Source organism: Lentzea sp. NPDC004789 (assembly GCF_053601075.1).
Genome location: NZ_JBSGBE010000004.1, coordinates 339,551 through 352,993, shown reverse-complemented (window position 1 = coordinate 352,993; position 13,443 = coordinate 339,551). Strand labels below are relative to the sequence as shown.

At 68.2% G+C, this 13,443-nt stretch carries 14 protein-coding genes; 8 read left to right on the top strand and 6 right to left on the bottom strand.

All coding sequences use genetic code 11. The features are described from left to right. Position 1 precedes the first annotated feature (1 nt). A complete protein-coding gene (pucL, locus tag ACWEIJ_RS12145; RefSeq protein ID WP_449837185.1) occupies positions 2-880 on the top strand; it encodes a factor-independent urate hydroxylase in 879 nt (292 codons plus the stop codon). Here pucL and ACWEIJ_RS12140 read toward each other — a convergent pair. From ACWEIJ_RS12140 to aceB, 4 genes are all read right to left on the bottom strand, one after another. Next, positions 807-2,105, bottom strand: a complete 1,299-nt coding sequence (locus tag ACWEIJ_RS12140; protein ID WP_449837184.1) for an FAD-dependent oxidoreductase — start codon at positions 2,103-2,105, stop codon at positions 807-809. The two genes, pucL and ACWEIJ_RS12140, sit on opposite strands and share 74 nt — an antisense overlap. A gap of 30 nt (positions 2,106-2,135) precedes the next feature. Next, positions 2,136-2,603: an Imm1 family immunity protein gene (locus tag ACWEIJ_RS12135; RefSeq protein ID WP_449837183.1), complete on the bottom strand. Its 468-nt coding sequence runs from the start codon at positions 2,601-2,603 to the stop codon at positions 2,136-2,138. Between the two features lie 75 nt (positions 2,604-2,678). Continuing rightward, positions 2,679-3,848: a DUF6986 family protein gene (locus ACWEIJ_RS12130; protein ID WP_449837182.1), complete on the bottom strand. Its 1,170-nt coding sequence runs from the start codon at positions 3,846-3,848 to the stop codon at positions 2,679-2,681. After that, entirely contained in the window at positions 3,848-5,332 is a 1,485-nt protein-coding gene (gene aceB / locus ACWEIJ_RS12125) for a malate synthase A (RefSeq protein WP_355444457.1), read from the bottom strand. The genes ACWEIJ_RS12130 and aceB overlap by 1 nt, the downstream gene beginning before the upstream one ends. Positions 5,333-5,408: 76 nt before the next feature. On the opposite strand from aceB, the gene ACWEIJ_RS12120 reads away from it, so the two are divergent. Next, the gene (locus ACWEIJ_RS12120) at positions 5,409-6,155 is read left to right on the top strand and encodes an IclR family transcriptional regulator (protein WP_449837181.1); all 747 of its coding nucleotides are present in this window, start codon (positions 5,409-5,411) and stop codon (positions 6,153-6,155) included. Here the strand turns inward: ACWEIJ_RS12120 and ftsY are convergent. Beyond that, positions 6,152-7,408, bottom strand: coding sequence for a signal recognition particle-docking protein FtsY (gene ftsY, locus ACWEIJ_RS12115; RefSeq protein ID WP_449837180.1), 1,257 nt, complete (start codon positions 7,406-7,408; stop codon positions 6,152-6,154). The two genes, ACWEIJ_RS12120 and ftsY, sit on opposite strands and share 4 nt — an antisense overlap. A gap of 112 nt (positions 7,409-7,520) precedes the next feature. Between ftsY and ACWEIJ_RS12110 the strand changes: the two genes are divergently transcribed. After that, complete coding sequence (locus ACWEIJ_RS12110) at positions 7,521-8,642, top strand: anhydro-N-acetylmuramic acid kinase (RefSeq protein WP_449837339.1); 1,122 nt, start codon at positions 7,521-7,523, stop codon at positions 8,640-8,642. Beyond that, a complete protein-coding gene (locus ACWEIJ_RS12105; protein ID WP_449837179.1) occupies positions 8,630-10,189 on the top strand; it encodes a sodium:solute symporter in 1,560 nt (519 codons plus the stop codon). Before ACWEIJ_RS12110 ends, ACWEIJ_RS12105 begins: the two co-directional genes overlap by 13 nt. On the opposite strand, the gene ACWEIJ_RS12100 is transcribed toward ACWEIJ_RS12105, so the two are convergent. Beyond that, entirely contained in the window at positions 10,139-11,062 is a 924-nt protein-coding gene (locus ACWEIJ_RS12100) for a GNAT family N-acetyltransferase (RefSeq protein WP_449837178.1), read from the bottom strand. The two genes, ACWEIJ_RS12105 and ACWEIJ_RS12100, sit on opposite strands and share 51 nt — an antisense overlap. A 66-nt stretch (positions 11,063-11,128) precedes the next feature. Here ACWEIJ_RS12100 and ACWEIJ_RS12095 point away from each other — a divergent pair, with 66 nt between their 5' ends. From ACWEIJ_RS12095 to ACWEIJ_RS12080, 4 genes are all read left to right on the top strand, one after another. After that, complete coding sequence (locus ACWEIJ_RS12095) at positions 11,129-11,548, top strand: tetratricopeptide repeat protein (protein ID WP_449837177.1); 420 nt, start codon at positions 11,129-11,131, stop codon at positions 11,546-11,548. Positions 11,549-11,620: 72 nt separating this feature from the next. Continuing rightward, on the top strand, positions 11,621-11,959 hold the full coding sequence (locus ACWEIJ_RS12090; protein ID WP_355444440.1) for a hypothetical protein: 339 nt from the start codon (positions 11,621-11,623) through the stop codon (positions 11,957-11,959). Between the two features lie 23 nt (positions 11,960-11,982). Further along, positions 11,983-12,696: a lysophospholipid acyltransferase family protein gene (locus tag ACWEIJ_RS12085; RefSeq protein ID WP_449837176.1), complete on the top strand. Its 714-nt coding sequence runs from the start codon at positions 11,983-11,985 to the stop codon at positions 12,694-12,696. A 70-nt stretch (positions 12,697-12,766) separates the two neighbouring features. Further along, a complete protein-coding gene (locus tag ACWEIJ_RS12080) occupies positions 12,767-13,210 on the top strand; it encodes an RICIN domain-containing protein (protein WP_449837175.1) in 444 nt (147 codons plus the stop codon). Positions 13,211-13,443 lie beyond the last annotated feature (233 nt).

The following is a 13,443-nucleotide window of genomic DNA, read 5'->3' as shown; positions in this document are numbered from 1 at the left end:
CATGGCCATCGTCCTGGGCCCGAACCAGTACGGGAAGGCGGAGAACCGCCTCGTCACGGTGTCGCGCAACGGTTCCGTGCACACGATCAAGGACCTCACGGTCAGCACGTCGCTGCGCGGAGATCTCGCCGACACGCACCTCACCGGTGACAACGCGAAGGTGCTCGCCACCGACACGCAGAAGAACACCGTCTACGCGTTCGCCAAACAAGCGCCGGTCGGGGAGATCGAGGACTTCGCGCTGCGGCTGGGCCGGCACTTCGTCTCCTCGCAGGAGGCGATCACGGGTGCGCGCATCCTGATCGACGAGCACTCGTGGAACCGCATCGACGGCCACGACCACTCGTTCGTGCAAGGTTCGAACGAGAAGCGCACGACAGCCGTGACGATCGAGGGCTCGCAGGCGTGGGTCGTCTCCGGCGTGCGCGACCTCGTGGTGCTGAAGTCCACCGGGTCGGAGTTCCACGGCTACCCCAAGGACCCGTACACGACGTTGAAGGAGACGAACGACCGCATTCTCGCGACGTCGGTGACGGCCCGCTGGCGCTACGTCGGCACGGACGTGGACTGGGCGAAGTCGTTCGCCGAGATCCGGTCGATCATGCTGAAGACGTTCGCGGACAAGCACTCCCTGTCGTTGCAGCAGACGCTGTACGCGATGGGCGAGGCCGTGCTGCAGTCCCGGCAGGAGGTCGCCGAGGTACGGCTCTCCATGCCGAACAAGCACCACTTCCTGGTGGACCTGAGCGCGTTCGGCCTGGAGAACGACAACGAGGTGTTCTACGCGGCGGACCGCCCGTACGGCCTCATCGAGGGTTCGATCCTGCGCGACGACGCCCCGGACGCCGGCCTTGCCTGGAGTACTTTGCCAGCCTTCTGAACACGACCGGGTTCATGAGCGCGGCAGGCGAGTCCACCAGGTGCACGACGCGCAGGAACCGCCGGAAGACGTCCTGGTCGTGCACCAGGGCCGCCTGCCACTTCTTCAGGTACCAGCCGAAAACACGCTCGACCGGGCTGGGCGCGTGGTGCCCCTCCGCCCAGCCCTGGTCGGCACCGCTGGACAGCGCCCACGCGCCCTTCGCCGTCTTCGCGACCTTGCGCTGGAACTCCCGGCACCCCTTGGCGCTGAAGTCTCCGTGCCGCCGGAACAACAGCGCGGCCATCGCGGCGACCGTCATGCCCTGCCCGTACACGGGGTTGAACACGCAGACCGCGTCACCGACCGCGACCAGCCCGGCCGGCCACCCCGGCGTCCGCTCGAACGCGTTGCGGCGGCTGGCCGTCCGCGCGAACAGGTACACGGGCGTGACGGGTTCGGCGTCGGCGAGCATCTCGGCGATGGGCCCGCGCAACGAGTCCAGGAACCGCCCGAACCCCTCGGGGTCCCGCGGCGGATGATCACCACCGGCTCCCTGGGCCGTGACCATCATCCGGTCGCCTTCGACGCGCATCACGATGCCCCCGCGCGGGGTGTGCGGCGCGGCCAGCGACTCGGCGACCACGACCGGAACCTCCGGCGGCGCCGTGTAGAGCCTGGTCGCGTAGCCCGTCCGCGAGTCGACGACGGCCGGCTCCGGCACCGTGATCCCCGCCTCCGCCAGCCAGGCGGGCAGCTTCGACGAACGGCCCGACGCGTCCACCACCAGATCGGCGTCGACCCGGCCGTCCCGCGTCCGCACTCCGTCCACAGTGGACCCCCGGAACGACAGTCCGGTGACGTGCACGCCGTCCACGATCTTCGCGGTCACGCGGCGCCGGAGATGCGTCTCCAGCAACGGCCTGCTCGCCACCAGCAGCGGCAGACCGGTCCGCGTCGAGGCCACCCACCCGAGCGGGTTGAGGATACGCATCTCGCCCGCGTCCATCAGGTGCGCTCCGGCCTGCACGAGCTCGTCGTACAAACCCGGGAACAATCCCTCCATGATCTCGCCGCCGCGCACGAGCAACCCGTGCACGTGCCTGCCCTGCGGCACCCCTGCCCGAGGTTCGGGCCGGTCCGACAGCCTGTCCCGTTCCAGGACCACCACGTCGTCGCACGTCTCGGTCAGCACCCGAGCGGCGAGCAAGCCGGCGATTCCCCCACCGATCACCACGGCCTTCATGAGGCCATTGAACCAGCCGTCAGCTGAGAGTCAGCGGTTTTCGCCGGTGCGCAGGGACATCTGCTGGTCGCGCCACGAGTGGAAGAGATCGGCCTCGCAGTACCAGTCCACGCCGGTCGGGCGTTCACCGGTCGTCATGAACTCGATCAGCAGCTGCCGGTACAGGTCGAGCGGCACGCCGACGCCGGGCGGGAAGTCGGTGTACTTCTCGTTGACGTACGGCGCTTCCGGCGAACCCTTCGGCCAGCCCATGAAGGTGTTGTCGACGTAGTACATGTAGCCCCACCCGCCCCGCACGGCGAGCACGACGTTGTGGTCCGGATCGCCCTCGGCGGTCAGCGGCCTGCCGAAGTGGTCGAGCGATCCGTCGTTGCACTCGGGCCTGCCCAGCAGGCCGATCAACGTGTCCACATCCGCCTCGCACGCGACGACCTGGTACTTGTGCTCCGCCGCGTCGAGGTCCGGTAGCCCGGTCCAGAGACCAGCACGCATGCTCATGCGAGCCACCCTGCACCCATTGCCGGGAACATTCGACACCCATTGACAGAACCACACGAACGGGTGATGACCCGGTCAGCCTGAACGGGTTGCGAGGCTCCTCAGTGCTGACTCGTCGAGACCTGTCGCGACCTGCACTTCCACCGGATCGAGCGCACCGCAGTCCACCGCTCGGAGGAAGAAGGACGACAACGCCTGGGCGGTCGCCGGTTCGTCCAGCACACCTCCCGAGACGTTCTGCACATAGGACTTCAACCGTGCCGCGTCCGCGTCCAAACCCTCGCGGTAGAAGGCGTAAACGGCGGCATAACGTGTCACCAGTTGTACCGGGTGCAGATCCCAACCCTGGTGGAAACCGTGTTCCAGTGATCGCCGCACCAACCGGTAGTGCGTGTCCCAGCCGTGCTTCTTCTGATCTCCGACCGGAAGCACGTTGGTGGAGCCGTCGGAGAGCCGCACCCCGGTCCCAGCAGCGCAAACCTGCATCACGTGCCGCGCGAAGTCGCACGCGCCGTGCGCCAGGTGCTGCTGCGCCGCGGACAGCCCGCAGCCCGCCGTGTAGTCGTAGGTGCCGAAGTGCAGACCTGTCACCCGGCCCCTGCCCGCCTCGATCAACCGCGGGATCGCCAGCCGTCCCTCGGGATCCACAATGGACTGGGTGGTCTCGACCTGGATCTCGAACCGCAGCTCTGCCCCGAAGAGGTCCAGCACCTCGCCGAACACCTCGACCTGGTCGACTGATGTCACCTTCGGGAAGGTGATCACCAAACCTGGCGGGATCTCTCCCAGTGCTGTCAGGAAGATGTCCAGGGTGCGCAGCCCGCGCTCGCGCAACGCCCTGGTGTCGAACGACTTGATCCGCAGCCCGAACGACGGCGGCGCGATCCCTTCCTCCAGCCACCTGGACACGAGATGCGCCGTGCTCTCGGCGTCCATGTCCTCGACGTCGTCCTCGGGCGCGCCGTAGCCGTCCTCGAAGTCGATCCTGAGGTCCTCGACCGGTTCCCGGCGGAGCTTGGCCACCACCCGGTCGAGCACGCCCTCCGGCAGCTCGGGCAGCAGGTCCGGTTCGATCGACGCCAGCGCCTCCCGGCCCCAGTCGCCGACGGTCGTCGCGATGACGCGACCGGCGGGCACGTAGCACGTGTGCACGGGCTGACGGCCCACCGGCCAGCTGCGTTCCACAGTGGACAGCCGCGCGGTCACCCGCGCGACGTCCTCGGGTGACAGCGAGGTCCGGTACATCAGATGCGCTCGTACGCCGGAAGCGTCAGGAAGTCCACGAAGTCCTCGGACAACGCGACCTGCTCGAACAGCTCGACGGCGGCCGCGACGTGCGGCCCCTCCAGCTCGGCGCCGACCCGTGCCAGCACCTCGCGCACGGCGTCCGCGGTGACCTGCGTGCCGTCGTCGAGCACGACCTTGTTGTTGATCCACTGCCAGATCTGGCTGCGCGAGATCTCCGCGGTGGCCGCGTCCTCCATGAGGTTGTGGATCGCCGCCGCCCCGTTGCCGCCCAGCCACGACGCGATGTACCGCACGCCGACGTCGACGGCGGACTCCAGCCCGGCCCGCGTGGCCGCGCCACCCGCCGACTTGAAGTCCAGCAGCTGCTCGGCCGTGACGCTGACCTCCGGCCGCTGCTTGTCGATCTGGTTGGGCCGATCCCCGAGCACCCCGTCGAAGATCTCGCGGCAGATCGGCACGAGGTCCGGGTGCGCGACCCACGAGCCGTCGAACCCGTCGTTCGCCTCGCGCGTCTTGTCCTCACGCACCTTGCGCAGCGCGTTCTCCGTGACCTCGGGATCACGCCGGTTGGGGATGAACGCGGCCATGCCACCCATGGCGAACGCCCCGCGCTTGTGGCACGTCTTCACCAAAAGCTCGGTGTACGCGCGCATGAACGGCGCCGTCATCGTCACGCTGTTGCGGTCCGGCAGCACGTAGTCCGCACCGGCGTCCCGGAAGTACTTGATGACGCTGAAGAGGTAGTCCCACCGCCCGGCGTTGAGCCCGGACGCGTGGTCGCGCAGCTCGTAGAGGATCTCCTCCATCTGGAACGCGGCAGGAATCGTCTCGATGAGCACCGTCGCGCGAATGGTCCCGTACGGCACGCCCTTGAGCTTCTGCGCCGTGGTGAAGACGTCGTTCCACAGCCGCGCCTCGAGGTGCGACTCCATCTTCGGCAGGTAGTAGTAGGGCCTGCCCAGCTCGGCGTTGTGGAAGAAGTGCAACCCGAAGTCCACCAGCGCACCGACGGCGGTCCGCCCGTTGAAGGTGAGGTTCCGCTCGTCGAGGTGCCACCCGCGCGGCCGGACCACGATCGTCGGGTACGGCCCGCCCTTGAGCTTGTACTCCTTGCCCTCCGGCGAGGTGTACTCGATCGTCTCGCGCGCCGCCTCGTAGAGGTTGACCTGCCCCTGCACGACGTTGTCCCAGTGCGGCGTGTTCGCGTCCTCCAGATCCGCGAGCCACACCTTGGCCCCCGAGTTGAGCGCGTTGATCGTCATCTTGCGCTCGGTGGGCCCGGTGATCTCGACCCGGCGGTCCCGCAGCGGTTCCGGCGCTTCCGCCACCCGCCACTCCCCATCACGCACGTGCTGGGTCTCGGGCAGGAACCCGAGAGGGCGCCGCTCCTTGCGCAGGGCGAGCAGCTCGTCCCGGCGCGCCGCGTGCGCCTCGTGCAGCTTCGCAACGAACTCAAGAGCCTCTTCGGTGAGGACCTGCACCTGGATCCACCTCTCTCGGTTTTGCTGTGTGGACTATAGTTTTTGCATTGCGGAACTGCAATGAGAGGAGCCGCACGTGTCCACAGGTGGCGTGCAGTCCCTGCAGCGGGCTTTCGACCTGCTGGAACGCCTGGCGGACGCGGGAGGCGAGGCGTCCCTGTCCGAACTTGCCACGGTCTCGGGCCTCCCGCTGCCCACGATCCACCGCCTGATCCGCACCCTGGTCACGCTCGGCTATGTGCGCCAGAACAGCAACCGCCGCTACACCCTCGGCTCCCGCCTGATCCGCCTGGGCGAGACCGCCTCCCGCCAGTACGGCACGTGGGCGCGGCCGTTCCTCTCGCAGCTGGTTGACTCCGTCGAGGAAACGGCAAACCTCGCCGTGATGGACGGCGACGAGGTCGTCTACGTGGCGCAGGTGCCCTCGAAGCACTCCATGCGCATGTTCACCGAGGTGGGCCGCCGCCTGCTGCCGCACGGCACGGGCGTGGGCAAGGCGATGCTCTCGCAGCTGCCGCGCGACGAGGTGCGCCAGCTGCTGGACCGCACCGGCCTGCCGGCCTACACCTCGAACACCATCACGGACGCGTCCGAGCTCCTCGACTCGCTCGACGAGATCGCGGCCCGCGGCTACGCGCTGGACGAGTCCGAACAGGAGCTGGGCGTGCGCTGCATCGCCGTACCCGTCGTCGGCGGCCCGACGCTGGCCGCGGTGTCGGTGTCGGGGCCGGAAGGACGGCTCACCAAGGAAGCCGTGTCGCGCATCCTGCCGGAGGTCATGGCGGTGGCGAAACGGCTGGCGGACCAGGCCGCGACGGCTTAGCCGAGCAGCGCGTCCACGAAGGCACCGGGTTCGAACGGCGCCAGGTGGTCGGCGCCTTCGCCGAGGCCGACCAGCTTCACCGGCACACCGAGTTCCCGCTGCACCTGGAACACGATCCCGCCCTTGGCCGTGCCGTCCAGCTTGGTCAGCACGATCCCGGTGATGTCGACCTGCTCGGCGAAAACCCGGGCCTGGGTGAGTCCGTTCTGCCCGGTGGTCGCGTCCAGCACGAGCAGCACCTCGTCCACGACGGCCTGCTTCTCGACGACCCGCTTCACCTTGCCGAGCTCGTCCATCAGGCCGACCTTGGTGTGCAGGCGCCCGGCGGTGTCGATCAGCACCGTGTCCACGCCCGCGTCCATGCCGCGCTTGACCGCGTCGAACGCCACGGAGGCCGGGTCGCCGCCCTCAGGCCCGCGCACGGTCTCCGCGCCGACGCGCTTGCCCCAGGTCTCCAGCTGGTCGGCAGCAGCGGCGCGGAACGTGTCCGCGGCGCCCAGCAGCACGGTGCGGCCGTCAGCCACGAGCACGCGCGCCAGCTTGCCGGTGGTGGTGGTCTTGCCGACGCCGTTGACGCCCACCACCAACAACACCGCGGGCTTGCCGGAATGCGGCAGCGCCTTCAACGAGCGGTCCATCGACGGGTGCAGCGCCTCCACGAGCACCGACCGCAGGAGGGCCTGCGCCTCGGCCTCGGTGCGCACCGCGGAACCCGCGATCTTCGTGCGCAGCGTGTCGACGATCTCGGTGGTGGTGGCCGCACCGAGGTCGGCGATCAGCAGCGTGTCCTCGACGTCCTGCCACGAGTCCTCGTCCAGGTCGCCGGCGCCCAGCAGGCCCAGCAGCGAGGAGCCGAAAGCGTTGCGCGACTTCGACAGCTTGCCCCGCAGCCGCTCCAGGCGACCCGCGGTCGGTTCGATCTCCTCGACCTCGGACGCCTGCTCCGGCAGGTCGACCTCGACGAACCCGCGCTTCACCGAGTCGCGCGGTTCGGAGGCGTCGTCGCCCACGCCCGGCTGGCCGTCCACCTCAGGACGATCGGCCACCGGGTGCTCGACCGGTTCCGGCAAGGCCTGGGCCAGGGAGATCCCCGACGCGGCCTCGTAGCCGCCGGAGCGCGGTGCCTCCTCCTTCTGGGTCAGGCTGATGCGACGGCGACGCGTCAGCACCACGCCGGTCACCAGCGCGGCGATCAGCACGACCGCCACGACGACGAGGATCAGGACAAGGGACGAAGTCGACACGGGACTCATGGTTTCACAGCCCCGCATGTGACCTGTCAACCATGTATTGCTCAATTAGGCGAAGATTTCACCGAACCACTTGCGCCCGCCCGACGTGTGGAATAGACCACACGTCGTGAGGGTGATCGGACTGATTTCCGGCACGTCGATGGACGGCATCGACGTCGCCGTCGCCGACCTGTCGATCCACGGCGACGTCGTCGAGCTCGTGCCGGTGCAGTGCGCCGAGCACCCGTTCCCGAAGGACCTGCTGTGCAAACCCCGGGACCTCGCTGAAGTGTGCGCCTTCGACACGTCGCTCGGGCAGGCTTTCGGTGAAGTCGCCGCCGGATACCTCCCGGCGGACCTGATCTCCTCGCTCGGCCAGACCGTCCACCACGAGGTCCAGGACGGCGACTGCCTCGGCACGCTGCAACTCGGGCAGCCCGCGTGGATCGCCGAACGCACCGGCGTTCCCGTGATCGCCGACCTCCGGGTCCGCGACGTCGCGGCCGGCGGTCAGGGCGCGCCGCTCGCGAGCACCCTCGACGCGCTGTGGCTCGCCGGTGAGAACACCGCGGTCGCGCTCAACATCGGCGGCATCGCCAACATCACCGTCGTCAGACCGGGCACACCGCCGATCGCCTACGACACAGGGCCCGGCAACGCGCTGATGGACGCCGTCATGGAAGTCATCTCCAACGGCCAAAGACGCCAGGACACCAACGGTGAGTTCGCGCGCAGAGGCACCGTGAGAGAAGACGTCCTCAAGAAGCTGCTCGCCGACCCGTACTACTCCAAGCCCTGGCCCAAGTCGACGGGCAAGGAGCACTTCAACGCCGAGTACCTGCACGGGTTTCCGACGGTCCCGGCCGAGGACATGCTGCGCACGCTCGTGGAGGTGACGGCCCGCACCATCGCGGACGCCTGCCGCGCGCACGACGCGAGCACCGTCGTCGCGTCCGGAGGGGGCATGCGCAACCCGGTGCTGGTCGAGGCGCTCACGAAGGCGCTCGACCCGATCCCGCTGAGGATCAGCGACTCGCTGGGCCTGCCGCGCGACGGCAAGGAGGCCTACCTCGCGGCACTGCTCGGATTCCTGACCTGGCACGGGGTTCCGGGCAACACGCCGTCCGCGACCGGTGCGTCCGGGCCGCGGCTGCTCGGCAGCATCACGCCCGGCAACGGGCCGCTGAGGCTGCCCGAGCCCGTCACCACCGCAGTGACCAAGCTGAAAGTGGGGGAACCGAAGTGGCAGGACTAGATCTCGCGATCATCGCCCTGTTCCTCGTCGGCATGCCGTTGCTCGGCACGTGGATCGGCGGCAGGCAGAAGTCGTCCACCGACTACTTCGTGAGCGAGAGCCGCATCTCGTGGTGGGTCGTCTGCCTGTCGGTCGTGTCCGCGGAGACGTCGACGCTGACCGTGCTGAGCGTGCCGGTGATCGCCTACGTGGCGACTCCCGCGCAGGGCGGCATGACGTACCTGACGCTCGCGCTCGGCTACGTCGTCGGCAGGATCGTCGTGAGCTTCGTGCTGCTGCCGAAGTACGTCGCCGGTGACCTCGTGACGGCGTACGCGTTCCTGGGGCAGCGGTACGGCGACGGCATGCGCGCCACGGCGTCCGTGACGTTCCTCTTCACGCGCCTGCTGGCGGACGGCATCCGGCTCTTCGCCACGGCCATCCCGATCAAGCTCGTGCTCACCCAGTACGGCATCACGGCGTCGTACTGGACGATCATCGTGGCGCTCGGCATCGCGATGGTGTTCTACAGCTTCTTCGGCGGCGTGCGCGCGGTCGTGTGGGTCGACGCCATCCAGATGCTCTGGTACGTCGTCGGTGGCGTCGTGGTGATCTGGTGGCTCGCGGGCAAGCTGCCGGACGGCTGGTTCTCCAAGGCCGTCGACGCGAACAAGTTCCAGCTCTTCGACTTCACCTCGTCGCCGTTGACCGGCGCGTACCCGTTCGTGGCCGCGTTCTTCGGCGGCGCGCTGCTGTCGATGGCCTCGCACGGCGCGGACCAGCTGATCGTGCAGCGGCTGATGGCCACGCGGGACGTGAAGGCCGCGCAGAAGGCGTTGATCGCGTCCGGTGTGGTCGTGTTCCTGCAGTTCGCCTTCTTCTTGTTCATCGGCGTCATGCTGTGGGCGTTCTACAACGGCGTGGACCCGGTGAAGGGCCTGAAGCTCGGCAACAAGGACGAGCTGTTCGGCAACTTCATCGTGAGCGAGCTGCCGTCCGGCCTGTCCGGCTTCGTGATCGCCGGCATCCTCGCGGCCGCGCTGTCGTCGTCGTTGGGCGCCTTGGCCTCCAGCACGGTCACCGACGTCTACGAACGCGTCCGCAAGACCCCGATGACCGACGACGAACGCCTGCGCCACGGCCGGATCTGGACCCTGGTGTGGGCGGGACTGCTGATCGTCTGCGCGGGTCTGTTCGCCTCCTCGAACAAGACCACGGCCGACCCGATCGTGGTGCAGGCGCTCGGCATCGCCGGCTACACCTACGGCGCGCTGCTCGGGGCCTTCCTCCTCGGCCTGATCTTCAAGCGCGTCACGCAGGCGGACGCGATCATCGCGTTCGTGACGACGGTGCTGGTCGTCGGTTTCGTGATCCTCGGGGTCAAGTTCGCCGGCAACACTCCGACGGTGAACTTCGGCAAGGCGACGGCCGAGCTGAAGTCCCTGACGGGCTGGTGGAACACGCCCCTGGGGGTGGCGGTCACCTTGCTGGTGGGCGGGTTGTTGTCATTGCGACACTCAAGCGGTGTGCCGGTACGCGACGAGCTCGATGTGCAGGCGGAAGCCTAGGCGGGCGAACATGTGCTGTGACGACTCGTTGCCCGAGTAGATCGACGCGGCTGCTTGCGGTCGGGCCCCGTGCTCGGCCGCGAGCTTCCACAACAGCTCGGTGACGAGTGCGGCACCCACGCCCTGACCGCGGACATCGGGTTCCACGGCCACGAAGTCGACGTAGTACTCCTCGGGTTGGGCTTTGCCCGCCGCGTACCCGATGACGCGTTCGCCGTCCATCGCGACGACGACCGTGCGGTTCTCCGGTTTGGACTCGACGAGCTGCTTGCCCGACAGGTAGGTCCGCGGGAAACATCGCTCGTGCAGCACGGCCACGGCTTCGTGCACGTGCTTGTCGGTGGGCAGGACGCGCATCTCGCGTTCGCTGGGGCACTTCGCGTCCCGCAGCAACAACGTGCGCAGCTCCCCGTTGTCCAGTATGTGAATGGCGCTCGCCTTGCCGGCGGAGAAGCCGTGGCGTTCGGCGAACGCGGCCAGTCGTCGATGGGCGGTGTGCCCGTACAACTCGAGGTCGGTGATGCCGGCGAGGAGCTCTGCGGCGTGCCGGAACATCGCGTCGGCGGTCTGGTCCCAGATGCGGCTGCCCGCCGGGTGGTTGACCGGTACGTCGACGAACGGTCCGTGCAGCCACGCGCGGCCCAGCTCGGGATCGATCTCCACGCTGAGCATGCCGGTGATGTTGTCGTCGGCGTCGACGGCCACCACCGTGCAGTCGGCCCAGCTGGGCTCGAACTCGGCGAGCTCCGCGCGGAGCTCTTCGACTGTCTCACCGAGGTAGCCGATGTGGTGCGCGTTGTCGGCCTGGAGCCGGACCAGCAGCGCCATCGTGGCGCCCAGGTCGCCAGGTTCGGCGAAACGGATGTCGTACATGGAAGGAATGGTTGCTCCCGCGGCGGTCGGACGCGAGGGAGTTTTCGGACGGGTAAAATGGCGCGGATGTCCTCCGTCCAGGAACTGCAGGACCTCGTGGCCGCCCACGGAGGTGACCTGGCACGAGCGGCGCGTGAGCTCAGGGCCCTCGTCGAGACTCACACCGAGCGAGACGGCGCGGACCACCCCCGCACCCTCGGCGTCCGGCTGAACCTCGCGAGGGTGCTCGGGACGGCCTCGAAGCTCACCAGGGCCATCGCGGTCTGCGAGCCACTGCTGCGCGACCAGGTCCGCGTCCTCGGCCCCGACCACGCCGACACCCTGGAGACCAGGCAGCTGCTGGCCAACCTGCGCTACCGGGCAGGTGACGCCGAAGGTGCGGCCGTGGAGCTGGAGCAGCTGCTCGCGGCGCTGTCGCGCACGCTCATGCCCACCCACGACCGGATCACCAAGCTGAAGCGTGAGATCGCGTTCCTGAGGAGATGACGCTCACACCACCGGTGGACGCCACCCAGATTCGGGCTTGCAGGGCTGGTCAGGGTGGGGGACTCTTCTACGGTGAGTGAGGAAACGATCCAACTCGATCTCAACGAATCCGGGGTGGCCGTCGACCTGCCCTTGCCGACGAACAACCGGGACCAGGTCCAGGGCGTTCCGTACCGGCCGGTCGAATTCCGTGACGATGATCTGCCCACCGCACTCGAGCGCGCGGCCGCCTGGCTGCGCAAGACGCAGGAGTGGCTGGGCGAACCCGTGGACGTCATCGCAGTTCACCTGGACTACGACGACACCAAGGGCAACCCGTACTACGACCTCAAGCTGCTCTGCAACGACGAGGACCTCGCGGGTGTGCCGAGGGTCATCCGAGACAAGGAAGGCGCCGCTACCGGCCAGTAGCTTTTCCGGCTACCGTTCGGAGCATGTCGGATCGCGTATATCCCCCGGTGATCGCCGCAGCGAAGCTCATGTTCAAGGTGCTGGACCTGCGGATCACCGTTGAGGGGGCGCACCACGTCCCGCGCACCGGTGGAGCGGTGCTGGCGTCCAACCACGTCAGCTACCTCGACTTCATCTTCGCGGGCTACGGTGCGCGTCCTTCGGGGCGGCTCACGCGGTTCATGGCGAAGCACGAGATCTTCGCCAACAAGATCGCAGGCCCGCTCATGCGCGGCATGCACCACATCCCCGTCGACCGGAGCGCGGGCCAGGCCTCCTTCCAGCAGGCCCTGTCCGCGCTCCGCACCGGCGAGGTGGTCGGGATCTTCCCCGAGGCCACCATCAGCCGCTCGTTCACGGTCAAGGACATCAAGTCCGGCGCGAACCGCCTGGCGCACGAGGCCGGCGTTCCGCTCATCCCGGTGGCGCTGTGGGGCACCCAGCGCCTGTGGACCAAGGGCCGGCCCAAGAACCTGACCCAGCGGCACGTGCCGATCACCATCCTCATCGGCGAGCCGTTCGAGGCCTCCCCCGGTGACTCCGGCGACGCACTGCTGCGCAAGCGGATGCAGGAGCTGCTGGACACCGCGCAGGCCGGCTACCCCAACGAGCCGGGCGCCTGGTGGGCTCCCGCGCACCTCGGCGGCAGCGCGCCGACGCCGGAAGAGGCAGCGGCGCTGGACGCGCGCCGCGACTGAACAAGGTCCTTGCAACACCCCGCTGACAGACTCCTCGCCCTCGGCCGGCAACTCGACGAGGGGAAGTTCTGTGAGGATCGGACGTCTTGCGGCACTGGCCGCGGTCATCGCGACGATGGTGGGCCTGACGCCCGCCGCGCACGCGGACACGAACTGGGTGATCACGTCCAGGTTCAACAACTACTGCCTGGACTACAACGCCACTGACGGCGTGCACACGCGTCAGTGCAACAACGGCGACTACCAGAAGTGGTCGCCGACCTTCTACAGCGACGGCACCGTCAGGTTCATGAACGTCGCCACCACGATGTGCCTGGACGCCAGTGAGTACGGCGTGCGCGGGTGGGGGTGCAACGACCTGAACTACCAGCGTTGGAGGCGCAACTCGTTCAACGCCGTGGAGTTCGAGCTGGTGCACCTGCGCAGCAACCACTGTCTCGACATGAGCGAGTACGGCGTGCGGACCATCGGCTGCAACCAGAAGTTCTACCAGCGGTGGGTCAGGGTGAACTGACAAACCACCGTTGACCTGCGATCCAAGGTTTTTACAAGACCGCTGGGGCAGAGTTCTCCCTGCGCGCCTGAAGTGGTGAGGTTGAACTGGGGGACTTCACCCCTTCAGGCGCCGGGTTGCGTCTGCGAGGTGGACACGGGGGACCTCCCTCCCCTGAGAGGAAGGTCACCGAGCACGGCGCAGCCGAGGTAGAGGCCGCGGTCGGGGTTGGTCTTAGCCCCCCAGGCACCGCT